This is a genomic window from Lederbergia graminis, assembly GCF_042655485.1.
GTDB classification, from domain to species: Bacteria; Bacillota; Bacilli; order Bacillales; family Bacillaceae_C; genus Lederbergia; species Lederbergia graminis.
Genome location: NZ_JBHSMC010000010.1, coordinates 98,305 through 124,500 on the forward strand (window position 1 = coordinate 98,305; position 26,196 = coordinate 124,500).

General features: G+C 37.9%; 22 protein-coding genes. 19 read left to right on the forward strand and 3 right to left on the reverse strand.

The features are described 5' to 3' along the window. Positions 1–55 precede the first annotated feature (55 nt). Positions 56–805 carry a GntR family transcriptional regulator gene (locus ACFPM4_RS07680; protein WP_382349738.1) on the forward strand — a complete coding sequence of 250 codons (750 nt, stop codon included), beginning with the start codon at positions 56–58 and terminating at the stop codon, positions 803–805. A 117-nt stretch (positions 806–922) separates the two neighbouring features. After that, positions 923–2,365, forward strand: a complete 1,443-nt coding sequence (locus tag ACFPM4_RS07685) for an aldehyde dehydrogenase family protein (RefSeq protein WP_382349741.1) — start codon at positions 923–925, stop codon at positions 2,363–2,365. Positions 2,366–3,251: 886 nt separating this feature from the next. Here ACFPM4_RS07685 and ACFPM4_RS07690 read toward each other — a convergent pair. Together ACFPM4_RS07690 and ACFPM4_RS07695 are read right to left on the reverse strand one after the other, a co-directional pair. Further along, a complete protein-coding gene (locus ACFPM4_RS07690) occupies positions 3,252–4,073 on the reverse strand; it encodes a phytanoyl-CoA dioxygenase family protein (protein WP_382349744.1) in 822 nt (273 codons plus the stop codon). A gap of 107 nt (positions 4,074–4,180) precedes the next feature. After that, positions 4,181–4,984, reverse strand: a complete 804-nt coding sequence (locus ACFPM4_RS07695) for a helix-turn-helix domain-containing protein (RefSeq protein ID WP_382349747.1) — start codon at positions 4,982–4,984, stop codon at positions 4,181–4,183. Between the two features lie 140 nt (positions 4,985–5,124). On the opposite strand from ACFPM4_RS07695, the gene ACFPM4_RS07700 reads away from it, so the two are divergent. From ACFPM4_RS07700 to ACFPM4_RS07760, 13 genes are all read left to right on the forward strand, one after another. After that, entirely contained in the window at positions 5,125–5,865 is a 741-nt protein-coding gene (locus tag ACFPM4_RS07700) for a sugar phosphate isomerase/epimerase family protein (protein ID WP_382349750.1), read from the forward strand. A gap of 29 nt (positions 5,866–5,894) precedes the next feature. Next, on the forward strand, positions 5,895–6,977 hold the full coding sequence (locus ACFPM4_RS07705) for a M24 family metallopeptidase (RefSeq protein ID WP_382349753.1): 1,083 nt from the start codon (positions 5,895–5,897) through the stop codon (positions 6,975–6,977). 34 nt (positions 6,978–7,011) lie between these two features. Then, entirely contained in the window at positions 7,012–8,043 is a 1,032-nt protein-coding gene (locus tag ACFPM4_RS07710) for a Gfo/Idh/MocA family protein (protein WP_382349756.1), read from the forward strand. Between the two features lie 26 nt (positions 8,044–8,069). Continuing rightward, a complete protein-coding gene (locus ACFPM4_RS07715; RefSeq protein WP_382349759.1) occupies positions 8,070–8,915 on the forward strand; it encodes a sugar phosphate isomerase/epimerase family protein in 846 nt (281 codons plus the stop codon). 18 nt (positions 8,916–8,933) lie between these two features. Continuing rightward, complete coding sequence (locus ACFPM4_RS07720; protein ID WP_382349762.1) at positions 8,934–10,274, forward strand: L-fucose/L-arabinose isomerase family protein; 1,341 nt, start codon at positions 8,934–8,936, stop codon at positions 10,272–10,274. A 19-nt stretch (positions 10,275–10,293) separates the two neighbouring features. Further along, the gene (locus tag ACFPM4_RS07725) at positions 10,294–11,496 is read left to right on the forward strand and encodes a diphosphate--fructose-6-phosphate 1-phosphotransferase (RefSeq protein WP_382349765.1); all 1,203 of its coding nucleotides are present in this window, start codon (positions 10,294–10,296) and stop codon (positions 11,494–11,496) included. A gap of 100 nt (positions 11,497–11,596) precedes the next feature. Beyond that, positions 11,597–12,553 (forward strand): ABC transporter permease, encoded by a 957-nt coding sequence (locus tag ACFPM4_RS07730; protein WP_382349768.1) that lies wholly within the window; start codon positions 11,597–11,599, stop codon positions 12,551–12,553. 27 nt (positions 12,554–12,580) lie between these two features. Further along, positions 12,581–13,456, forward strand: a complete 876-nt coding sequence (locus ACFPM4_RS07735) for a carbohydrate ABC transporter permease (protein WP_382349905.1) — start codon at positions 12,581–12,583, stop codon at positions 13,454–13,456. 56 nt (positions 13,457–13,512) lie between these two features. Beyond that, positions 13,513–15,039 carry an extracellular solute-binding protein gene (locus ACFPM4_RS07740; protein WP_382349771.1) on the forward strand — a complete coding sequence of 509 codons (1,527 nt, stop codon included), beginning with the start codon at positions 13,513–13,515 and terminating at the stop codon, positions 15,037–15,039. Positions 15,040–15,158: 119 nt separating this feature from the next. Then, on the forward strand, positions 15,159–16,517 hold the full coding sequence (locus ACFPM4_RS07745) for an ABC transporter substrate-binding protein (RefSeq protein WP_382349774.1): 1,359 nt from the start codon (positions 15,159–15,161) through the stop codon (positions 16,515–16,517). Positions 16,518–16,646: 129 nt separating this feature from the next. After that, on the forward strand, positions 16,647–17,456 hold the full coding sequence (locus ACFPM4_RS07750) for a hydroxypyruvate isomerase family protein (RefSeq protein ID WP_382349777.1): 810 nt from the start codon (positions 16,647–16,649) through the stop codon (positions 17,454–17,456). Between the two features lie 54 nt (positions 17,457–17,510). After that, entirely contained in the window at positions 17,511–18,551 is a 1,041-nt protein-coding gene (locus tag ACFPM4_RS07755) for a YeiH family protein (protein ID WP_382349780.1), read from the forward strand. Positions 18,552–18,565: 14 nt separating this feature from the next. Beyond that, positions 18,566–19,918, forward strand: coding sequence for a sulfatase-like hydrolase/transferase (locus tag ACFPM4_RS07760; RefSeq protein ID WP_382349783.1), 1,353 nt, complete (start codon positions 18,566–18,568; stop codon positions 19,916–19,918). Positions 19,919–20,005: 87 nt separating this feature from the next. Here ACFPM4_RS07760 and ACFPM4_RS07765 read toward each other — a convergent pair whose 3' ends face one another. Further along, positions 20,006–21,883: a beta-L-arabinofuranosidase domain-containing protein gene (locus ACFPM4_RS07765; RefSeq protein WP_382349786.1), complete on the reverse strand. Its 1,878-nt coding sequence runs from the start codon at positions 21,881–21,883 to the stop codon at positions 20,006–20,008. 125 nt (positions 21,884–22,008) lie between these two features. Here ACFPM4_RS07765 and ACFPM4_RS07770 point away from each other — a divergent pair, with 125 nt between their 5' ends. The 4 genes from ACFPM4_RS07770 to ACFPM4_RS07785 all read left to right on the forward strand — a co-directional run bounded on the left by ACFPM4_RS07770 (position 22,009) and on the right by ACFPM4_RS07785 (position 26,176). Beyond that, the gene (locus ACFPM4_RS07770) at positions 22,009–22,884 is read left to right on the forward strand and encodes a helix-turn-helix domain-containing protein (protein WP_382349789.1); all 876 of its coding nucleotides are present in this window, start codon (positions 22,009–22,011) and stop codon (positions 22,882–22,884) included. 19 nt (positions 22,885–22,903) lie between these two features. Beyond that, positions 22,904–24,106: a DUF4185 domain-containing protein gene (locus ACFPM4_RS07775; RefSeq protein WP_382349792.1), complete on the forward strand. Its 1,203-nt coding sequence runs from the start codon at positions 22,904–22,906 to the stop codon at positions 24,104–24,106. Positions 24,107–24,265: 159 nt separating this feature from the next. After that, complete coding sequence (locus tag ACFPM4_RS07780) at positions 24,266–24,853, forward strand: KpsF/GutQ family sugar-phosphate isomerase (RefSeq protein ID WP_382349795.1); 588 nt, start codon at positions 24,266–24,268, stop codon at positions 24,851–24,853. Between the two features lie 216 nt (positions 24,854–25,069). After that, on the forward strand, positions 25,070–26,176 hold the full coding sequence (locus tag ACFPM4_RS07785) for a glycoside hydrolase family 172 protein (protein WP_382349798.1): 1,107 nt from the start codon (positions 25,070–25,072) through the stop codon (positions 26,174–26,176). The last annotated feature ends 20 nt before the right edge of the window (positions 26,177–26,196 follow it).

Consider the following 26,196-nt stretch of genomic DNA (forward strand, 5'->3'; position numbering starts at 1 on the left):
TCCTATAATTATTAGATAATGATGATATGATAAAAAACATAGTGGAGGGATTAACATGATAAATAAAGAGAGAATTGAACCGATTCCAGATCCGCGCTTACCTACACCACTTTATTATCAATTACAAACCATTTTAAACGCTAAGATTGATAATGGAGATTGGCAGCCTGGAGACCTCATCCCAACAGAAAACGAACTAATAAAAATGTACAATGTCAGTAGAACTACTGTACGTGAAGCAATTAATGCATTAGTTAATGAAGGAAAACTGGAAAAAAGACAAGGGAGAGGTACAACTGTTTGTAAACCTAAAATTGTAGAAACTCTAGGGCATTTAACTGGATTTAGTGAAGAAATGATAAACAAAGGATATGAACCTGGAGCAAAACTATTATTAGAAGAACGAATCGTTGCACCTGATAAAGTTGCTGAAAAATTAAATCTTGCAAAAGGGGCAGAAGTTTACCATATAAAGAGAGTTCGACACGCCAACAATGAACCAATTGCTATTGAGCAGACTTACTGGCCGTTAGAAATTGCCCAATACTTTGCAGGTGAAGATTTATCTACTGCTGCTTTCTACTCTTTAATTGAAAGCAATGGGGTACAATTGAAAGATGCCGAAGAGTTTATTAGTGCTTCTGCTGCATCAAAAGAGCACGCACAGCATCTCGATATAAAAGAAAACACTCCGTTATTGAAATTAGAAAGAATTACATACTCCTTACGTGGAGTACCAGTGGAATATTGCTTTAACGAATTCCGTTCGGATCGCTACAACTATAGAGTTCACCTACAAAGATAGATAGGAAAAATTGTTGAATATACAACACTTGATGGCAGGTGTACGTCAAAACTTGGTCCTAATCCGTATCCACGGAAGAACAAGTAAGCTTACCAATAAAATGGAGGTGTAGTGAAAGTGAATATAACAGATAAAGTACAACCATATTCATTGTTCATTGATGGGAAATGGTTAAAAACGAAACAGCAATTAGCGGTGTATAATAAATTTTCTAACGAGGTGATGGCAGAAGTTTCGATTGCTGATCACCAAACAGTAGATCATGCTATTACAGCTGCTGTTAACGCATTTCAAAGCACAGAACTTACACCTTATGAGCGGTATGAAATTTTAAAGAAAACGAGTGAGCTATTAATCCAGAATAAAGAAGAGCTCGCGCAAATTTTAACAGGTGAAGTAGGGAAAACGATTAGAGAAGCTCGTACCGAAGTAGAGCGGGCTGCTCAAACATTTGAAATTTCTGCTGAAGAAGCGAAACGAATTGAAGGCGAATACATTCCAATTGAAAGCTCGCCTGGTTCTGAAAATCGCTTAGCTTTCTCGATGCGTGTACCGGTTGGGGTAGTCTGTGCTATAACCCCTTTCAATGTACCGTTAAATTTAATCGCTCATAAAGTAGCTCCTGCTCTTGCTGCTGGTAATACCGTAGTTTTAAAACCTGCTAGTTATACACCGATTGTAAGCATAAAACTTGCGGAATTAATGGAAAAAGCTGGACTGCCAAAAGGATACTTAAACATAGTGGTTGGATCTGGTTCAGAAATAGGAAAGCAATTAATGGCGGACGAACGTATAAATTTATTCACATTTACGGGGAGTCCAATGATCGGTCAAAAATTAAAACAAGAAACAGGAATCAAGAAAGTATTATTAGAGCTAGGTAGTAACTCTGCGGTTATTGTCCATGAAGATGCAGACTTGGATTTAGCGGTGAAGATGTGTGTCGGAAAAAGTTTTGCTACTGCAGGTCAAGTTTGTATATCTGTACAGCGCTTATATGTGCATGAGAATGTGTATGATGCATTTATGGAACGATTTATAGAAGAAACCAACAAATTACAAATCGGTAATCCATTTGAAGAATCAACAGATGTAGGCCCGATGATTAGTGAGAAGGAAGCAATACGAGTGGAAAGCTGGGTCCAAGAAGCTGTGGAAGCTGGAGCGCAAGTAGTTACTGGTGGTAAAAGAGATGGTGTGTTTTATGAACCAACTATATTAACAAATGTTCATGATGATATGAAGGTTTCTTGTGAAGAGGTGTTTGGTCCGGTTGTCGGTGTTAGGAAGTATTCAGATCTTGATGGTTGTATTCGTTCTATTAATCAATCAAAATATGGTCTTCAAGCGGGAATTTTTACAAGGAACTTGAACACTGCTTTCCATGCAGCACGGAAGATTCATGTTGGTGGGGTAATCGTAAATGATGCTTCACAATATCGTGCGGATTTAATGCCATATGGAGGCGTGAAAGATAGTGGATCAGGAAAAGAAGGTCCGAAATATGCTATTAGGGAAATGACGGAAGAGAAGGTTGTTGTGTTAAATTTAAATAGTTGATTTCCGCTCCGACGTACACGATGTACTAGTGCAGGCGTTGCCACAGGATGTGGCGAATTTAGCCTGCTAGGCGGACGCTTTCCGCGGGGCTAGCGGTGAGTCGCTTCAGTCGCGCCGCCTGCTGCATCAATTACAGTATCTTTTACAGTTTCCTATATTGAAAAATATAAAAAGAAAGCCCAACTATCTAGAAATTCGTTTCAAGAAGATAGTTGGGCTTTTCTTTGTCTAGCTCCTAGCGCCTAGCAAATTTACGATTTCTTCCTACGATAAGTCAACATCGATTCGCCTAAAGGCTCATCGTGTTTCCTTTATCTCGTCAGAAATCTTAAGCAGAGGAGCGTCGACTAAGAGCGGCACGTCCTGTGCAGGCTCAAGCTGCGACGTCCTGTCGCTTCGCCTGCATTAGTACGTCCTGTACGTCACAACGTCGACGTAACCTACATCCTGTAGGCCCACGTCGCTGAACAGTCGCTTCCGCTTTTCGTTGTCCAGCTCCGGGCGCTATCGGCTCGAGGTCAAATAACCTGCCCCATTGAAAGGCAAAGAACGCCTTTCATTGGTGCAGGTTATTTGCTTGTCGCGGGCCCGCACGATGCGGGTCAGGAAGGCGTTGCAACAGGATGTTGCGTTTTTAGCCTTCCTTCATGTTCAAGCGTCCTCCGCTTTTCATTGTCTAGCTCCAGCTCCTAGCGCCTAGCAAATTTACGATTTCTTCCTACGATAAGTCAACATCGATTCGCCTAAAGGCTCATCGTGTTTCCTTTATCTCGTCAGAAATCTTAAGCAGAGGAGCGTCGACTAAGAGCGGCACGTCCTGTGCCAACGTCGACGTAACCTACATCCTGTAGGCCCACGTCGCTGAACAGTCGCTTCCGCTTTTCTACTAATGCGCTCCCATTTCGATGAATTCTCCGCCGCATGGGCCGGCGTCTTGGTTAAGTTCGCGGTCAACTACTGTGCCGTCTGCCATATATAGTGGACGATAGTGGTTTCCAATTTTTAGGGTGGAGCTACCACAGTAGTGTCCAATTAATGCACGTCTGAAGCGATCTTTCGATTCGTTAGGATAAGACCCATGAATCAAGTTACCATTAAAAAATAAAACGTCTCCAGCTTTCATATTAACTGGCATCGGTTGTGCGCCTTCGGGAACTTCTACTTCCATTGCATATGCAAAAATATCTTTTCTTCCGGATGGTTTTGCACATTGAAGTTCAGCATCATTTGTTTCCGGAACGATAACTAAACCGCCATTTTCTTCGTCCGCATCATCAATTGCCATCCAAGCAGCAACACATGTACCAGGCTCTACTTTTAAGAAAAAGTTATCTTGATGTAATGCTTGGCCACGTGCACCAGGCGGCTTAAAGTAAAACATACTTTGTGCAGCGAGTGCTTCTTCTTCGAAAATATCATGTAAAACATTCATCACTTCTGAATGTAACATATAATTTTTGGCTTTTTCATCCACTTTGTGAGGGTGCATCATTCGTGGATATTGCTTTAAAATGTCGCCACCAGCCTCTTCAGGAGTAGCTGCTTTAAAGCAACCTGGAATTTCACCTTTTGCATGTAGCTTTGTAAAATGATCTTTTATATCTTCAATTTCTTCTTTATTCAAAACACCTCTAACAAGTAAATATCCATTTGCATCAAAGAACTTTTTCTCTTCCCCTGATAACGCCTTTAATTGATTAATCGACACAAAAACCTCTCCTTTAATAAGTTTAGTATCAAAATTTCTATCTTCAATGTAAATCATATTCACCGTTTCGGGAATGAATAGAATAATTATTTACCTGCACAAAAACACTATTCTTCTCTAAATTGATTACGATATTCAGAGGGTGATATTCCATGTAATTGCTTGAATTTCCTAGTAAAGTAGAATGGGTTTTCAAATCCGACTTCATGTGCAATTTCACTTATTTGTTTATTTGTATGCTTTAAAAGTAATATCGCGCGTTGCATTCTGATTTTTATTAAAGTGCTAATGACGGTATCGCCAACTTGTTGTTTAAATAAATTGGCAAATCTAGATTCAGATAAAGCAGCATAGCTTGCTAATTCTTGTACACTTAAATTTTCGGAAAAACGATGTTTCATTACATCCATTACTTCGGTGATGCGAGGATCATAATTGTAAAAAACATTATTCCAGTTTTCCCGTGCTAACAGAAGGATAATTTGATGTAAGTCATTGAGTAATAAGTCCTTTTGGTATGAACTTGAATCAAAGTGATCATTGATAATGTTTTGAAATGCATGAATGATTCTCTTTTGAATAGAGGAATCGGTTATATGTAATGTGTACATTCCTTTTTCGGGTTCAGAAAATGTGAAAAACTGAAACCAATCCGGTGCTGGAATGAAATGGGACCAATAAAATTCCCAAGATTGATTTTCTCTTACTTCATACATATGTGCAGTGTTCGGTTTAATGATAACCACATCTCCAGCATGACTATGATGATGAAAGGAACCTATTTGGAAGTTTCCTTCCCCTTCGACGGTAAATATCAATAACCAATCATTTCTACCTTCAGGGCGGCTTGTAACATAACCGTATTTTTGCTGATAGTGCCCAGATACTAGTACACCCGGTTCCTTATACATTTTTATCAACTCCTAAAAAATATTCCATTGACAGCTAAAAGAACATGATGTTATTATATAGCCATGAAATGAATATTGAGAATTATTATAACATTCTATTCGGTAATTAACATCTTCATATTTGTAAAGGAGGTAATAGTTTGGGTAAGAAGATTGCTATACAAGCCCAACTATGGGATAACGCAAATCTAGAAAACGATTTCACTCCGATATTCAATGAGATTTTAGAAGCTGGTTATGATGGAGTAGAGTGTCGTTTTACTGTGATGAAGCAAAAAAGTAAATTAAAAGATTACTTGAAAGATCACTCTCTTACATTGTTAGGACTTCATGCACATCCATCTGTATTTATTGAGAATGGTGAACTGAAAAATGAATTTTATTCACTACTCCATGATATGAAAGAGTTTCATATTCCTTTTCTGCTTGTAAGTGGACATCCAACACCAACCGAAGAAGCACAGCTCTCCTTAGTTAAATCACTATCAATTTTAGCAGACGAATGCCAAAAAAATAATATTCAATTAGTCTACCATAATCATGATTTCGAGTTTGCCAATGGCTATGAGTTATTTGATCGGATCATTGATAATCAAAATATTGGTATTGCACTAGATATTGGTTGGCTGTACCGTGCTAATTATCCTCTAGATGAATTTATCAGTAAATACACTAACCAAATTAAATATTTTCATATTAAAGATACTACCAAAAAAGAATGGAAAGAATTAGGTACTGGTACTGTCGATATTGTAAAAGCAATTGCTACAATTGAGTCCATTGCGATGGAATGGTGGACAGTAGAACAGGATAATTCTGTTTTACCTCCTTTTGAAAGCGCAAACAAAAGCAGGGAGTTTTTGACGAAGTTAGGATATTAATCAACTACTCCTTAGTTTGGAGATGGAAAATGAATAATAGTAGATTGCAAGATGTTCGTCGCATTCTTAGCCAAAAGGATACAGAAACAATTTTAATGACACAGCAAAAAAATGTTTCCTGGTTTATCGGTGGTAGAACCCATATTAATATCGCTTCAGAGCCATCCTGTTGCTTCGTGTTAGTCACAAGTGATGAGTGTGTATTGATTGTGAACAACATTGAAGCTAAAAGAATCATAGATGAGGAACTAGCGAGTGATATAGCAAATGAAATAACAGATACAAAAGTTTGGAATTGGTATGAACCTCACACTAGAGATACGATCATTCAAACATTAACAGCTGGAAAATCTATAAAAACAGATGTGGAGCTAGAGAATGATTTTCTAGAAATAAGATCGATTATTCCGGATTCAAGATTGGATGAGTTAAGAAAGCTGGGGGTTTTAACAGCTCAGGCAATAGAACAAACAGCAAAGGATATTCAGCAGGGAGACTCCGAATATAAGATAGCTGGTAAGCTTGCATTTCAATGTTATGAGCGTGAGTTAGATCCTGTTGTAAATTTAATTGCTGTAGATGAAAGGGCTTTCTTAAGAAGACACCCACTTCCTACAAGTAAACACCTTGATACATATGCGATGTTAGTCGTATGTGCTAGGAAGGATGGATTAATTGCTTCTGCGACTAGACTTGTTCACTTCGGAGAAATATCGGAAGAAATAAAACAGAAACACGAGGCAGTAGTAACGATTGATGCTCAAATAATTGCTGCTACAAAGTCTGGAACATCATTAAGTCATCTATATGAAGAACTGAAGCAGTACTATCATGCTTCAGGATTCGGTGAAGAATATCAATTTCACCACCAAGGTGGATTAACAGGTTATGCAACGAGGGAGAGATTATCCACACCATCAGAAAAACTCAAAGTGAAAAATGGACAATTATATGCTTGGAATCCGACAATCGCTGGAGTTAAGTCGGAGGATACAATTCTTGTTCAAAATCAGCAAGCTGAAATAATAACGGTAACAGATGAATTCCCTTCTATAGACATAGAAGTGGATGGGAAGGTGTATCAGAGGCCTGCTATTTTACAAAGATATTAATCTATCTGAAAAAATATAGGATGGTGAGGATAAAGTGAAAAAGTTTAATGTTGCGGTCATCGGTGCTGGAGATATGGGGACTAATCATGTGCGAGGCTGGAGAAATGCAGGGCATAACGTCGTTTCTATTACCGACTATGATTTGGAACGTGCTAGAAAGCTAGCTGAAAACAATGATTATCCAAAGATATATTCTGATTACAAGGAAGCGATTAATGATTCAGATGTAGATATTGTATCTATTTGTTTGCCGCTCGTATTTCATGCACCAGTAACAATTTATGCAGCAGAGCGTGGGAAACATGTTTTTTGCGAAAAGCCTCTTGCTTCGACTCCTGAAGATGCAGCAAGGATGGAAGAAGCGGTTAATAAAGCAGGAGTTCAATTCGGAATTGGTTTTCAACGTAACTTTGCAAAAGGGGTTGCTGCTGCAAAACAATGGGCAGAAGAAGGGAAGTTCGGAAAACCACTAGTTTTTAACTCTGATTTAATGCAAGAAGTAAGACCGAAGATTGCTATGCATGATAATAAAGGTAATAAAGGACCGATTATGGATGCTTGCTGCCATTACTTCTTCATGTGGCAAACTGTATTTCAATCAAAACCTAAGAGAGTATATGCTCGTGGCGGTATCATTGCGAAGGATCGTCCAGAAATTGCACATTTCCAAGAACTTGCGATTGATACTGGACTAATTACAGTGGAGTATGAATCAGGTGATATTGGCTCCATGAACGTATCATGGGGACTTGCCAAACATACGAAACTTCCATCTAATCGTGATAGAGTTTACGGTCCTAAAGGTGGAGCTGTAGGTGGATTTAATAATTTTGGGTCAGATATTCACATTGACCTTTATATAGGTGACAAACATGAAAAAGTAGTTTTCGAGAAAGAAGACTTATTTGAAACAGAATTTCGAGTCTTTGCGAAAGCAATAGAAGAAAGGAAAAAAGCTCCAGTTGGTTTCAAGCAAGGGAAAGAAATGCTTCAACTTACTTATGCTATTTTTGAATCCATTAAGACAGGTAAAGTAATTGAATTATATAGTGAGGTAGCGAAGTGAAAGTAGGATTCTATCATTCTTGTTTTATGAATTGGGATTTGGAAAGGACTTTTGCATGGGCGCAGGAACATGATTTCCACGGGATTGAATTACATGGAGGTCCCCGCTATGAACATATTCAATGGGCAGATGTTGCTAGTGGGAAAGATAGTGGAAGACTATTACGGCTACAAGAGGAACATCACATTCCTATCACAGGGATTATGTTTGGTGCGATTCCATTTTTATCACCTGATAAGAATAAACGAGCTGAGGCACTAGAGACAATTACTACTCTGATTAAGGCTGCTTCAAACATTGGGATAAAAGTAGTTTCAACTTTTACTGGAAGAGACCCAAACAAAACATTAGAGGAAAACTTAGATTTATTTGAACAAGTTTTTCCTAGAGTTGCAGAAATTGCAGAGAAAAATAATGTTACCCTAGCCTTTGAAAATTGTCCGATGTATGAGTTTTGGCCATATGAACATAACATTGCTGTTTCCCCTTTTATGTGGAAGGAATTGTTCAGTCGTGTACCATCAGAATCGCTTGGCTTAAATATCGATCCATCCCATTTAATTTGGCAGCAAATTGATGTTACGAAAGCGGTACACGATTTTAAAGACAGAATTGTATTAGCTCAAGCGAAGGATACTGAAATTCTCCCGAATGTACTTCGTGAAGAAGGCATGCTTTCTTGTAAATGGTGGCGTCATCGTGTTCCGGGTCAAGGTGCAGTTGATTGGAATCAGTTCATCACTGCGCTTCATGAAATTGGCTATGACGGTATTTTAAGTATTGAACATGAGGATCCAATTTGGAGTGGGACGGATGAAAAGGTCGAAAAGGGATTGTTATTTGCGAAGCACCATCTTGAAAAGTTTATGTAATCCATAAGGAGACTGATTATGTTTGATGTGAAAATTGCCTATTTACCAATCGGCAGAGTGAATTTTGATATGGAATCTGCCAACAAAATATATAAAGATTCAGCTGCATTGTTAAATGAAATTAGTAATGAAGTGTATGAGCCTAAAAAAATCATTACTTCACCAGATGATTTAGATGCAGTGTTGAGAAATGAAATGCCGTCAGAGGTTGATTTTGTTATTTTTCAAATGGCGACATTTGCAGATGCAGAATTCATTGTCAAAGTAATGGAGTACTATTCAAAGCCAATTATTGTTTGGTCTGTTAGAGAACCAGAAGTTGGGGGAAGACTTCGACTCAACTCTTTAACGGGTGGTAATAGTTCATGCCATGCATTGCGTTATTACAAGCGGGATTTCGATTTTATATATGGAAATCCTTCTGAATCAAAAGTGCAACGCAAATTTGCTAGTAAATTTGCTGCAAAACAAACGCAAGAAAAACTACAACAATTAACCATTGGTGTACTTGGAGATCATCCACCAGGCTTCTTTTTCTCTAGTGTAGATGAAATGGAATTACATCGAACTGTAGGAGCAAAGGTTCATAATATCGATTTATACAAGATGTTTCGAGAGGCTTTAGAACTTCCTGAAGAAGAATGGAAGCCGATGCTAGAAAGAGCTTCTAAAAAAGTAGTAGGTCTTCGAAAAGATGATGAAGCAACAATAAAATTTGCTCAGTTTTCGACGCGTTTAAAACAATATGTCGATGAACATAAAATCAATGCTACAGCTGTTCGATGTTGGCCAGAATTTTATACTGAATTAGGTGCTGCTGCATGCTCCACACTTTCTCAATTTATAGAAGATGGAATAGTTTCTTCTTGTGAATCTGATATAAACGGTGCGGTATCGATGTTCATCCAGCAGGAATTAAGTGGGGGGCAGCCTCCATATCTAGGAGACATGGTGTTACTGGAAGAAGAAAAGAATAGTGTAGTTTTCTGGCATTGTGGAGCAGGTGCTTATTCATTAGCAAATCCATCTACTGGTGCGATAGCAGGCGTTCAACCAAATAGAAAAATGGGCTTTGCGTTAGATTTTGGCCTAAAGCCTGGTCAAGTGACCATATCTAGATTAAGTAAGTCCAGTGATGGGTATCGCATGTTAATTATGCGTGGAGAAGCATTAGACGAACCTAAAAAGTTCAACGGGACAACTGTTTCGGTTTGCTTAGATGGGAATGCGGAGGAGATGGTACATTCCCTCATGATGGAAGGGTTTGAACCTCATTACTCTATCGTATACGCAGATATTGTAGATGAGCTGAAAGAACTGTGCAAGCTGTTAAAAATAGACACCGTGGAAATGGGGTAATCAGAAGGGATTGTGGTTAATGGGAAGACAGAGAAAGCCAAAAGTGGCCATCGGTCAAGCAGGTGGCCCAACTGCAGTTCTCAATTCTAGTTTATATAGTTTCATTGATAAAGCATATCAAGACTATGAAGTTTATGGAATTAAACACGGATTCCAAGGATTAGTTAATAAACAATTTGTAAAATTTGATAATAAATTGCTAAAGCAATTAGAAAAATCACGGGATGTACCAGGAGCTTTTCTTGGATCTGGTCGCTACCCGATGAATGAAAAAGATATGTATCAATCTATCCAAAATCTAAAAGAACAAGAAATTCATGCACTCGTATTTATTGGCGGAAATGGAACGATGTGGACGTGCCGCCAATTGGAAATTATTGCTCAAAAAATGAATTATGACCTAAGTGTTATTGGGATACCGAAAACAGTAGATAATGATCTGCATGAAACAGATCATTCTCCAGGATTCGGTAGTGCGGCTCGTTATGTCGCATTATCTGTAAGAGATATTGGTAAAGATTTGCAGGCAATGCAAAATTTTGAGTCAGTACGCATTATCGAAACAATGGGAAGAAATGTTGGTTGGTTAACAGCTGCAAGTATGTACTTAAAAGAGACAGAAGTCCAACCTCCACATTTCATCTACGTACCTGAAAGGCCATTTATACTAACAAATTTCCTTCATGATATATCAGAAACAATGAAATCAATTGGTCATGCCACCGTTGTTGTTAGCGAAGGTATAAGGGATGAAAAAGGAGAACTAATCTCCCAATTATCTCTAACTGTTGATAAGCATAATACAGTTCTTGGAGGCGCAGCAGCATTTCTTGCAAAAACAGTTTCCAAGGAGCTAAATTTAGCCTCTCGACCAGAACTTTTAGGTATGAACCAACGTTGCTCCCAACTATATGTCTCTCCTCAAGATAGAATCGAAGCAGAAGCGTTGGCAAAAGAAGCAGCGCACTTCTTACGAAAAGGCAGTTCCGGCATAATGGTGACGATTATTCGTGAGTCACTTCAAACAGACAAATATATGTTTAAAATCGGCTGCACGGACCTGGCAAAAGTAGCAGGCCTTGAACGTCCATTACCAACACATTTCTTAGATGAAAAAGGAACAAAAATAACAAATGAATACAGAAACTGGCTAAGAGATATCGTGGGATCAGATATAAAAGGCTATCCAAAAGGGCTTACTGAATTAGAGTTGAGCAAGTAAGCTGCCTTACTCGCAAATTTACAAAAACGGTATCATCATCTCGAAATATCATTTTGTATTAATTCAAGATCGGAAAATTCTAGAGAGTAGGGGGATATGAATGAAACTTACTCTATCAAAGAGCCGGACAAAGGTTAAAACCAAAGCGAAAAAACAATCCATCTGGTCAGAGTACAAGAAACATAAATTATTGCTATTGATGCTACTTCCAGGTTTGATTTGGTATTTAATATTTTATTATGGTCCTTTGTACGGCATACAGATTGCTTTTAAGAATTATAGAATTGCTGACGGAATTACAGGTAGTGAGTGGGTAGGACTTGATCATTTTATTAGAATGTTTTCTACGGATGGCTTTACAGAAATTCTTGGAAATACATTAATCATTAGTTTTTATCACATATTGTTCGGTTTTACTGCACCGATTATCTTAGCTTTGCTATTGAATGAAATTAGATCAAATGTTTTTAAAAGAGTTTCACAATCCATATCCTATTTGCCACACTTTTTTTCTTGGGTTATCCTCGGAGGAATTTTAGATGTTTTACTATCACCGACGAATGGAGTTGTGAATCATCTTATTCAACTAATTGGTCTAGATCCGATTTATTTTCTAGGTGATCCAAAATATTTTCGATTTACACTCGTCACCTCAGCAATATGGAAAGAAATCGGTTGGGGGACAATTATCTATTTAGCAGCGCTCTCTAGTGTTGATTCACATCTTTATGAAGCTGCAATTGTAGATGGCGCAAATCGATGGAAACAAACCTTGCATATTACAATCCCAAGTATCATGCCAGTAATAGCGATCCTGTTCATCCTTAGAATTGGAAATATACTAGATGCTGGATTTGACCAAGTACTAAACCTATATAATCCTGCGGTCTATAGTGTTGGTGACATCATTGACACGTATGTATATCGGGTGGGTATTAATGGTATGCAATACAGTTACACAACTGCTGTAGGTCTCTTTAAAAATGTCGTTGGCTTTACGATGATTTTAATCGCCAATTATGCCATAAAGAAATCTGGTCAGGAAGGTTTGTTCTAATCGGGAGGTGGGAGTAAATTGTATCGAATGACAGTAGGGGAAAAAGTATTCCAAGTTTTCCTGATCGTATTCATTGTATTTTTATGCGTCATGATGTTATATCCTTTTATCCATATGCTGGCTGTTTCGTTTAGTACTCCAACAGAAGCGATAAGACCTGGCTTGCACCTATTCCCATTAGAATTTTCTTTAGATGCATATAAGAACGCTTTTTCATCAAATCAAATATGGGTGGGATTTGGAAATACCATCTTTCGAACGGTAGTAGGGACAATACTAGCATTAGTATTTATGTCATTAACTGCTTATCCACTTTCAAAGAAATACTTACCACATCGCACGTTCTTTACATTATTGATTGTTTTTACAATGTTTTTCCAAGGTGGATTAATACCAACTTATCTATTAATTAAAGAGGTTGGGTTAATGGATTCACGTTTGGTGTATGTTTTAGCTCCGCCATTTTTTATCAGTACATTCTCTTTACTAATTTTACGAAACTTTTTTATGCAGATTCCTGCGGAGTTAGAAGAATCAGCAAAGATGGATGGTGCTAGTGATATAAAAATATTATTCTCCATCATACTGCCATTGTCCAAACCAATTCTAGCAACAGTTGGCTTATGGATGGCTGTAAATCAATGGAATTCATGGTTTGATGGACTTTTATACATTCAAGATACAGACAAAATGGTGTTGCAAACATATTTAAGGAGACTTGTAATTGAGAACAATACCCAGGAAATGCAGGCGATGATGGATCAAACTGGTGGTCAAGATGTTGTACCCGAATCTATTAAAGCAGCCACGATTATGTTAGCAACAATACCAATATTGGTCGTATATCCGTTCCTGCAAAAGTATTTTACGAAAGGGATATTCATTGGCTCTGTAAAGGGATGAAATGTACCCGGAAGAGTGTTGAATATATAAAACCATTTTGCAAGGGGATGAAGAGATTGCATTGGCTAAAAAGAAAATCGTATTTTGCTATGATTGCTTCGCTAATATTGATATTCGGAGTTCTTGCAGCATGTTCAAAGAAAACAGATGGTGATCCCGGAGTCATTTCATGGTTGAGTTTCAATCCACCAGAAACAAATGATTCACCAGTTCAAAAGGCACTAGAAGAATTATTTGATGTGAAATTCGAAAATATTCGAGTAGAACGCAATGATTATCGTGGCCAGATAAACATGAAAATTAGTACTGGGGATGTACCGGATGTCATTTATTTGGATGGACCAGGAGATGTGGATGATTTAGCAAGGCAAGGTGTACTAACAGAGATATCTATTGAGGAAATAGAGGAATTTATGCCTGAATATGCAGACTCACTACGGGAAATGGATCCTAATATTTTTGAATATGCACTTGTAGATGGAAAGAATTATGGAATACCTCTAATGTGGCCGACAGGAGATTTACCATTTTTACCTGGATATAATGGCGATTGGTTGAAAAAGATTGGGTATGATGAAGCACCAAAAACTTTAGAAGAATTTGAAGATGTATTACGTAAGTTTCGGAATAATGATCCAGATGGTAATGGAAAAAAGGATACGTATGGTATTTCAGGTCAAGGGGCAAATGATCGATCATTTAGTGCAGTTTTTGCTGCTCATGGAGTGAAAGCTAATTGGATGGTAGATGATGATGGTAAGATCTATCATGGTTTAACAACTCAAGGAGCAAAAGAAACTTTGAAACTATTAAATAAATGGTATGAAGAAGACTTAATAGACCCAGAATTTGTCACGAAAAATCCAACAGATGCGCATAATGACTTTATTAATCAGAGAGTCGGGATTCGTGATTGGCAATCCTTCCAATTTGAACCGAGGTTAGGGATTATTGCACCACAATTTTACGCAGCTAATCCAGATACAGAAATAATTATCGGAAAACCTTTGGAAGGTCCTTATGCTAAGAATGTAGCTTATGCGTATGGTGCAAGAAACGGCTACATCGTGTTTGGAGCTCAATTGGAAGACCATGAAGAGAAGAAAGAGAAGATTTTGGAAATCTTAAATGCATTAGCTACAGATGAAGAAGCTTACTTACTTTCTGTTTATGGAATTGAAGGAGAACACTATGAAATGAAAGACGGCGTTCCGATGATGAATGCAGAGTACTCCAGTGAAGCAACAAAATATAAAATTGGTGCTGGTACGTTTTATGGGATGTTTGGCCAGAAATCTAAATTGATGGAAAAATATGATCATAGTAAAGAAACTCTTAAATATATGGAAGAACGTGTAGAAGGAGTTGAGAATATTAGGACATTTATAGGGGTAGTTCCGGCACAAGATAAATATCCTGATATGCAAAAGGTTGCTGATGAATATTATATAAACTTTGTTACCGGCAAACTCGATATAGATGAGAATTGGGATAAATTTATTAGTGATTGGGAAAAAGCTGGTCTAAAAGAAATTACAGAAGAGTTCAATGATAAATACTCAGAAACTTATAAGATCAAATAAGATAATTCACATAGTTTGGTAGTTTGGAAAAATTTATACACAAAAGGGGGAATTCCCTAGATCTAGTACTGTTTTTTGTTCAATTAATATTAATACTTGCACAAAGGGGGAAAAGAAAAATGAAAAGGTTTTCAAAATTATTTCTTGTACTTTTATTAGGTGGACTAATTATTCTTACAGCCTGTTCAAACAAAACGGATACTGGTGGAAAAAAGAATGAGGGAGACGAAGGAAAAAAAGAAACAAAAATAGAATATGTTTTTGGACCTGAGACAGAAGGTGAAATAGACTTCTGGACGTGGTCACCTGATTTTTACGAGGATATGATAGCTGAATTCAACAAAACGTACCCAAATATTAAAGTGAATTTATCTGTTATGGGTGCAGGGGAAGTAATGGATAAAATGGCTACTACATTAGCCGCTGGTACAGGTGCGTGTGATGTATGTATGGTTGAGGTTGGAGGCTTCCCGCGCTTTGTTGTTGGAGATCTTTTAGAAGACTTATTCCAACCACCATATGATATTGGACGATATGAAGATTTAGTACCTGATTTTATTTGGCATCAGTGGAGATCATTAGATGGTAAGAAAATGTATGGAATACCTAATGGGATTGCACCAGGTGTCTGGTTCTATCGTGAAGATATTTATGAACAAATGGGATTCCCGAATGATCCTGAAGAATTAGGCGAATTTATGCAAGATAAGGATAACTTCTTACAAATGGCGCAAACATTTGCTGCAAATGATATGTATATTATGGAATTCAATGACTCACCGTTTATTCACATGGCTGATATGATTGGGTACTATGATAACGATCTTAATTATTTACGTAATACACCTGAATTGGCTGAAATGTTAGACCTAGTGAAGGAAGGTGCACAACTAAATTGGGCACCACATTTAGGAATAGGTAGTGATCAAGGAAAGCAATTAATTAAGCAAGGAAAAATAGTTTCATATCCAAATGGCGCATGGGGAGCAAGAGCATTAAGCAATATAGTACCTGAACAAGAAGGTAAATGGAGAGCTACTAGGATGCCATTAGGTAATACAAATACAATCGGTGGTTCTACTTATGTAATTCCAGCACAAAGTAAAAATAAGGAAGCAGCTTGGGCTTGGTTAGAGTGGCTGAATTTATCAGAAGATGCATGGAAGATATTTACACAAAACAACTTACAACCGGCTTGGAGACATATTGTAGAAACACCTTGGTATCAAGAATCTACTAACCCGTTCTTAGGAGACCAAAAAGCAAATGCTCTATATGCAGAAATTTCGGAGCTTACACCTAGACGAATTTGGACTCCACTAGATGGAAAAACATGGCCAATCTTTATCGAAGAGATTAATAAATCAATTGCTAATAATATTGATTCAAAAACCACGTTACAGACGATTGAAAATAATGTGATGAAACAGCTAGGTGCAGATATAGAAAAATTAAAAGAAGACGCTGGTTTAAATTAGTAGAGATGAAATAAAAATAGGGGTTGTTCTAAATTGGATATTGGAACAGCCCTCTTCTATTTAAGAGTTTAATAATATAAATAGCTTAAAAATAGATTAAATGAAACTATACACTTAGGAGTGAGTGGAATGATACAGTTTGCGGCACATTTAGAAATGAATTTTACTAATGAAGTTTCTTTTCAAGAAAGATGGAAAGTAGCTAGTCAATTTGGGTTTCAAGGTTGCGAATTTGTGTGGAGGCATCGAGATCTATCAGAGGTAATAGCACTTTCTGAAAAATATCCGATGCAGGTTAGCTGTTTGGGAGGAGCAACAGGTTTTGAGGCTGGAGGAGGAAGACCTCTATTAACGAATCCAGAAGATCGTGAACAAGTAGCAAAAGATGTAGAAACAGCTGTTACATATGCCCAAAATGTTAATTGTAAACGGTTAATTTTTGTCCCAGGCAATTTGGATTCTAGTCGCAGTATCGAACAACATCGGGAAGAAGCAATTGCTACCTTTAAATATGTTGCTCCAATTTTAGAAGAGGCTGGAGTGACGGCACTATTAGAGCCTCTTAATAGTCTGGTAGATCATAAAGGAATTTATTGTGATAACTCGGAAGAAGCGTTTCGGATAATTGATGGAGTAGGTAGTGGAAATGTAAAAGTAATATACGATATTTATCATATGCAAATAATGGATGGAAATTTAATTCAGACAATCCAGAATAATCATGATAAAATAGGTTATTATCACCTAGCCAAAGTTCCTGGAAGAGTGGAGCCTGTAGGAGGAGAAGTGAATGTCCCTGCCGTTATCGAAGCAATTCGGGCGACGGGATATGATGACTTTATTGGTCTTGAATACAAACCTTCACTTAATGCAGAAACATCTTTTTCAGAAATTAAAGAATTATTTCCAACATATTTTGGTCAATTTCAAAATAGGTAGCATCTAGAGGGAATTTGATTCCCCTCTAGTGATATATGTGAGAGGGGAATTATGATGGAAGCAGTGAAAAAAACAAAAACTGGAACAGTAAGCAATATTATCCCTGATTGGTTCCCAGGAGTAATATTATTAGTAATTGTTGCGTTTATCGCACAGCAATTAGGAAAGAACTTTCCATTGATTGGTGGAACTGTAATTGCTATTTTCCTTGGTGTTTTTATCCGAAACGGATTATCCGTAAAACCTGTATACGAAGTAGGAATTGTTTTTACTCAAAAAAAGTTATTAAAGTTCGCGATAATTTTGCTAGGAACGAGTTTAAGTATCGCTGAAGTTTTAGCCATTGGTGGTCAGGCAATCACCATTATATTTATTGTTGTAGTAGCTGGTATTCTACTTACTATTTGGTTTGGAAAGCTGCTAAAAGTAGACAAAGATCTTGGCTTGCTTATTGGAATTGGTACAGCTATATGTGGAGCAACTGCAATAACCGCAACGAAAAGTTTATTAGATTCCAAAGGGGTTCAAGTTGCATATGCAATTTCGACCATCTTCCTATTTAACTTAATAGCAACTCTATTATACCCGGTTTTAGGTCACGCATTTGATATGGATCAAACTGTGTTTGGAATCTGGGCAGGTACTGCTGTTCATGATACATCCTCTGTATTAGCTGTAGGCTATATGTATGGAGATGAGGCAGGGGAAGTTGCTACGACTGTAAAGCTAGTAAGAACTCTATTCCTAATTCCGTTAATGCTTATTATTGGAATTTGGGTTGCTAAATCAAAACAGGACAGTGGAGACAGCTCAACTAATCTATCGAAAAGCATCTTTAAAGCTTTTCCATGGTTTGTAATTGGATTCATTGTGATGAGTGTATTAAATAGTTTTGGAGTATTTCCAGATGAAATAAAAGAGTGGATACAGAGCTTTTCTAAATTTCTTATTTTGATGGTAATGGTTGGAGTTGGTCTGCAAGTTGAGTGGAAGAAAATGATTGCACAAGGACTTAAACCGGTTATTGTTGGTTTACTAGCTTCCGTAGCAGTTGCAGTTATTAGCTTTGTTTTTATTTATATTTTAGTAGTGTAAATGGAGACGTGGTAATGAGGAAAAATAAGGACAATCCAAATGTTATTGTATTTTTCACCGATCAGCAGCGTTGGGATACTACTGGAATACATGGGAATCCGCACGGTCTAACGCCCAATTTTGATCGAATGGCGATAGAAGGTACACATGTCGCTAACTCTTTTACATGTCAACCTGTATGTGGACCTGCTCGATCCTGTTTACAGTCAGGACAATATGCGACAACAACCGGTTGTTACCGGAATGGTATCGCCCTTCCAACAGAGACGAAAACAATGGCACATTATTTTCGAGATGCTGGTTACAAGACCGGCTATATAGGAAAATGGCATTTAGCCGATCATGATCCAGTTCCACTAGAACAACGCGGTGGATATGAATATTGGTTGGCAGCAAATACTCTAGAAATGACATCAGATGCCTATGATACAGTTGTATTTAATGAGGACGAACAGCGTGTAAAGCTTCCAGGTTATCGAGTGGATGCACTAACAGATGCAGGGATTCGTTATGTGGATGAGCATCAAAATGAACCTTTCTTTCTGTTCATGTCTTTCTTGGAACCACATCACCAAAATCATCGTGATGATTACCCTGCTCCAGATGGATATGCACAACAATATATATCCAAATGGATACCAACTGATTTAGCTGCTTTGGGAGGTACGACACATCAGCATTTAAGTGGATATTATGGAATGGTGAAGCGATTAGATGAAGCATTAGGAAGATTGATAGATGCACTAAAAAGCTTGGATTTATTAGATAATACGATTATTTTATTCACATCTGATCATGGCTGCCATTTTAAAACAAGGAACTCAGAATATAAACGTTCTTGTCATGAAAGTTCGATACGCGTTCCAACCGCTTTACGGGGACCTGGCTTTGATGGGGGTGGACATGTTCGTGAGTTAGTAAGTTTAATTGATTTACCACCAACATTATTAGATGCGGCAGGCATTCCAGTACCGAAAGAGATGCAGGGAAAATCGATCCTACCATTATTGACCGGGAAATGTCAGGACTGGTCTGGGGAAGTATTAATTCAAATTAGTGAGTCACAAGTAGGGCGGGCAATTCGAACAAAAAGATGGAAATATAGTGTAGTTGCTCCGCATAAAGATGGATGGAAGGACTCGGATTCAAATCGATATGTGGAGGAATGCCTATATAATTTACAGGCGGATCAATATGAATTATGTAATTTAGTAGATCACCAGTCACATCAAGAAGTGAAAGAGATTTTAAAGAAACGTTTAATTCGAAAAATGGTGGAAGCAGGAGAAGAAAAGCCGATAATTGAATCTATTAAGGTAAAACCAAGTGGTCAGCGGAGAGTTGATAAAGAAGAAGCTTTCTTGTAGGAATCCATTACTAAAAATTGGAGTGGACCGTAATATGAAAAAGCAACGTTTACCTATATAAAGGAAAACGTTGCTTTTATTATTATTCTACTTCAATACTGGAAACTCTCCGATTCTTAGTTTAGCAGCCCCATATGGAACTAGCTCAATCGTTTCTTCCTTGGCATCTCTGTATGGAATTGGATTTAGAGGAGGTGCACCAGCAGAGTTGTTTTCCATTACCCAGTTTGCAACTTGTCTTCCCGTCGTTACTAACTTGATTGGGGCATCAGCTGTGTTATAAGGTTGATAAACAATATCCTGTATTTCCACTGTAAAAGTAGCATCTTTCACTAAACCATAACGCCAAGCAGATGTCGGATAAATTTCCCAATCATGGAAACGTACGCGCTCCTGCACTTTCACCCATTGCTCTCCAATTGGTAATGCAAACACAAGCGGTCCACGATTTACACTTACCGCCTCATTATTTCTTTCTTCTAGCTTCACTTCCATTGGTAGAGTAACTTCAATTACATCGTCTTTGTTCCATTCACGTTCAAAACGGGCAAAGCCATTTTTTACAATTGCATTTTGAACTTCTCCATTAATCTTCACTTCAAAGTTTACACACCACTCAGGTACACGTAGTAGCAGTGGAAATCGAATAGACTCCGACACATTCACTTCCATTGTTACTGTTTCGCGGAATGGGTATTCGGTTCTAACTGTAATCTCAAGGTCTTTTCCATCTGCAACTAAAGTTTGAACATTACATGGTACATAGGATATTGCAGCTACACCACCATCCTCTGTTGCCATCCATGCACTAGCTGTGAATTTCGGCCAGCCTTGATGCATATTGGAAGTACAGCACCCAAAGTTTGGTTCCAACCCAAACATATTCGCTTCTGCATTATTAGACCAAGGTCTGTGCGCAGCATTACAAATAACTTGATTCACTTGTTGATCATATTGGTGAGCATCCCATTCCTCCGAAATCGTTGCAGGTAGCGCATTAAATGCAACCTTTTCTAAAATATCACCAAACTTACCATCGCCAAGAATCCGGACGAGATTTTCCATACTGAACATATACTCGACAACGGCACATAATTCTACACCTTGACTTGGATGGGTACCTGATAGCCACTCATCACCAGAAAACATGCCATGGGCTTGACCATGATATGTCATTAAACTTTCAATCCCTTTATACACTGCTTCTTTTTCCCAATCATTATTTGTTTGTCGGTAGAAAACAGCTGGGGTTTTTATTCCCATCGCTACATTTACAACATGTGTACGGTGGTCCCATTGTTCTTGCTTACGCCAAAAAGGGAATTTATCAAAAATCTTACTCCAATCTGTTGTCTGTTCCCGGACAATTTCAGTTAGATCTAGCAACGAATCATCCTTATTCTTCTCATATAGCCAATGGATGGATAGCAGTAAATCAGCTCCACGTGCTTGTGCCCATTCTTTGAGTGGATATTGGATAAGGGCTTCTTGCAAATACGAAAAGTATTTTTCCATAAAAGGAATAACACGCTCATCATTAGTCGCTTCTTGATACTGGATCAGCACCTTAAGCATAATCATTTCTTGCCACCAGTCTTGATTATCATGAAGGATTGCATTTTCTTGGCGTAAATCATTGGGACCAAAAGATCCATCTTCCCGTTGGCTAGCAAGTGCCCACTCAATCCATGGCTTTGTTTTTGCAATTAATTTAGGATCGTCTAGTAAATACGCAAGTGGGAGTAAGCCATCTAAATAGTAAGGTCCACGTTCCCAACTATCTCCATTACCACCTAGCCAACCATTATTAGGTCCGACATCTTCCCAATGTTCATCTAAATGTCCAGTAAATCCATCTGCTTGGATTTGTAGTTGATTTTTAAGCCATCCCTGGGGCTTAATACTTCCAAGTGGTATAGCTTTCAAAGCGGTTGAAATAAGTTTGTGTTGGACTGCTTTTTCCATAATTATTCCCCCTGAGAAATTAATAATAATGTCTTATATGAAACTATTATAGTGTATAATGGACTGTAAGATATGCAGGATTCTAACAGCTTTTTGCACAATCGTAACATGTTGGAGGGTTGCAAATGCTGCACATAGTTGCACCACCTCTACCTACTTTAATAGCAGCAGGTGAGGATACGTACAATGTTGGTCAGTCACATCCAAATCGTCAAGGGATTGGAGTATTTGATTTGCTCATTGTAACAAATGGAAGCCTATACATTGGGGAAGAAGAGAATCATTTTCATGTAAAAAAACATCAGGTGCTTATTCTATATCCCGATTGCCATCATTTTTCTTTTCAAGCATGTACGGAAACTACTCATTTTTATTGGTTTCATTTTTCAGCAAAAGAATGGATGGAGTTACATGAAGCTTCTGGAAATCGCAATGTGGATAGAAGGGAGGAAGACAGTGGTAATCCTTTTACGGAAAGAACTTTCGGAATTCTGTTAGAAAAGTATTGCCCAATTCATAACGCACTGGCTGTCGAAACGATCTGTGAACAAATTCTTTACGCGGATAATGAAGCGCTTTATCGATGGGAATGGAAAAGGCAAATGTTATTCCAGCAATTATTACAAGAACTCTCCAATAATACGAAGTTATCACAATCATTACCCTCTTTAGCTATTGCGGAACAAGCTGCTGCATATTTGCGAAAGAATTTTCAGCGAAAAGTAAGTTACCAAGAGCTTGGGGAAGTTCTTAATTTCCATCCTAATCACATTGCTAGATGTATGATTAGTACTCTAGGCTGTACACCAATAGAATATGTGAATCGAGTTCGTCTCGATCAAGCAAAGATATTACTATTATCAAAAGACTGGAGTATTGAAGAAATAGCTATCCATTGTGGTTTTTCTCAATTGGCCTATTTCAGTAGGATGTTTAAAAAACAAGAAGGTGTATCTCCAAATCAATTTCGCAAAAAGTTTATGTCTGTAAAGGAAAACTAAAATAGGTAGGTGACAAATAATGGGTAAACATGTTTTAGTAAAACTATCCATTTTACTGATTGCCCTGTTACTCGTAATGGTGGGCTGTAGTAAAGAAAATGCAGAAGAGAAAGATAACGAGAATAAGGTGGTCGACAAAACACCTAGTAAGGAATTAGAAGAAGAGGAAGAAAAACAAGAAACGATTCCTTCTATCATTGATTTTGTAAGGATATCGGAAGTAGAACAATTAACTGGACAAAACTCCGTAAATAAAACGGAAGAAAGATATGATGTAGGTGGTACAGACCTAGGTAGTATATTTGAAATGGATGATAAGTTGTATTATGTGTTTGGTGATACTTTCGGTGCGAATAGTACGTTACCACCAGGAGAAGGTCCAACAACGAATTGGAGATCAAATGTTGTAGCATACTCCACAGATAAAGATCCATCTGATGGAATTGTGTTAGACGGATTTTTAGAGGAGAATGGAGTAGCTAAAGAACTCATCCCATCTAATAAACTACATGGTAATTTCTTAACAGCTATTCCTACTTATGGTGTTTCTGTAAACGATAACATGTATCTTTATTATATGGCTGTTGATGTTTGGGGAGAACCTGGTGTATGGGCAACCTCACATGCTGGGGTGTATAAATCCGCGGATAAAGGAGAAACATGGGAAAAGTTAGACGACTTGGAGTGGGGCATTGCAAGTAATTTCACACAAGTAGCGATAGTAAAACCAAATCAAAATGAAGCAGTATTAGGAGAAGAAATCTATTTTTATGGAGTGAAACCTGGAAGATACAGCAATATTCAATTAATGAAGGTTCATCAAAACGATATAGAAAATAAGGATAAATATGTTTATTTTACTGGTGTGGATGAAGAAGGTAATCCACAGTGGTCTAGTGAGGAAAAAGATGCGACAAATATGATTGAAACAACTGCAGGAGAACTTTCTGTCGTTTGGAATGAGGATTTACAAAGATGGCTATTAACGTATATTAATGGAACTACAACGAATATTGATTTAGTAGAAGCGGAGAATCCGTGGGGACCATGGACAGAGCCTCAAACAATGGTTTCTCAAAGTGCATATCCTGGTTTATATGGATCATATATGCATCCACAGTTTATTCAAGACAATGGTAAAACACTATATTTTACAATGTCTAGATGGGGCCCATACAACACATTTATTATGAAAGCAGACATCGTTTTAAAGGAAGAATAAATACTTTTGATAAATAGGTGTTGAAATAAAATTTAATTTGGTATAATATTAGTAGTGTGTAAACGATTACACACATTACACACGTTTTTAAGAATAAACGTGGTAGTTTAATAGTAAGTAATGAAAGCCCTTTAAAAAATAGCAAAAAGGAGATAGATTATGACCGTACTACAAGATGTGAAAAAAGCAATTGAAATTGAAGCAGCGGCTGTTAAAGCGCTAGCAGAGAATGTAGGTCCAGAATTTGAGGAGGCAATTAAATTAATCCAAAACTGCACAGGTAAAGTTATTGTTACTGGTGTAGGCAAATCTGGTCACGTTGGTAAAAAGATTGCAGCTTCCCTTGCAAGTACAGGTACCCCGGCATTCTTCGTACACAGTACGGAAGGAGTTCACGGTGACCTAGGCATGATTGAAGAGAAAGATGTAGTCATCATGATTTCAAATAGTGGGGAAACAGCAGAAGTTTTAAATCTACTTCCATCACTATCAGTCATTAAACCGAAGAAAATTGCAATTACGAAAAATGCCGATTCGTCTATGGCAAAGGCTTGTGACGTAGCGCTAACGTATAAATATGAAACAGAAGCAGATCACCTTGGACTTGCACCAACAACAAGTTCCACATTGGCGCTAGTAATTGGAGACGCTTTAGCAGTTGGCCTATGTAAAGCGCAAGGATTTACAAAGGAAAACTTCCACCTCTATCACCCAGGTGGTAGCCTAGGGAAACAATTATCAAGATAAAGCTTTGAAGATGAAAAAAAAGACCGTTTATTAAAAAATGATTGAAGCGTAAGGTGGCGAGACTCCTGTGGGATGAAGGGTCAGGGTGAGACCCCACAGACGCGGAAGCGTCGAGGAGGCTCACCGAACCGCCCGCGGAAAGCGAGCCACCTGGAGCGGAAATCAACACTTGTAGAGCATAGAAGAAAATAAACAAGGTATAAAGGAGAAATGATGATGAGTTTTGTAGGAACTTCTTTAAGAGATTTATATCGTGAGAGAGATGCAAAGCGTAAAAGATTTTCAAGTTATGATGTTACTGGAGGAAATAAGGACTATTTAGAAATTTTCCCTGGTGAAACAAAAACAATTACAGACATTGAAGGTTCTGGCTGTATCACACATATTTGGACAACAATGGCTCCAATAAGTGAGGTAATGGAACAATACCTACACAGAAAAGTTGTTGTTAGAATGTACTGGGATGGCGAAGAAAACCCAAGTGTACAAGCTCCTATCGGTGACTTCTTCGGTATGGGACATGGTATCACGAAAAACTATTCTTCTGCACCACTTCAAATGAGCCCAGAAAATGGAACAGCAATGAACTGCTTCTTCCCAATGCCTTTTGGAAAAAGCGCAAAAATTGAAATCGAAAGTAATGCTGATGAGCCAATCAAATTCTACTACTATGTTGACTATGAGCAATATGATGTAGAAATCGATAGCCCACTTCGTTTCCATGCAATTTGGCATCGCGAATTAACAGAAGGTATCGATCCAAACACAGATAATGCACTATACAGCTTTGGTGGGAAAAATACAACTGGTGAAGGCAACTATGTCATGCTAGAAGCAGAAGGTAAAGGTCACTATGTTGGCTGTAACTTAAATATTCATAACTTAAGAGAAACACATGAGTGGGATTGGTATGGAGAAGGAGACGACATGATCTTCATCGATGGTGAAAAATGGCCACCAGCGCTACACGGAACAGGTATGGAAGATTACTTCAATACTGCATGGTGCCCACAGCAAGAACAAAACACACCATATCACGGTATTATTTTAGGCGGTGGACCTAACTGGTCAGGAAAAATTTCCGCATATCGTTACCATATCCAAGACCCAATCATGTTTGATAAATCAATCAAAGTAACAATTGAGCACGGTCATAACAATAACCGCAGTGATGACTATTCCAGCACTGCATACTGGTACCAAACAGAGCCACATAAACCAGCGGCTGAAATTTTACCAGTAAAAGACCGTTTACCATTACCTGACATTAAACCATTTAACCCAGAAACATTAAAACAATGCTTCTCACATGATAGTAAATAAGAAAAGCGGAAGTGCCTGCT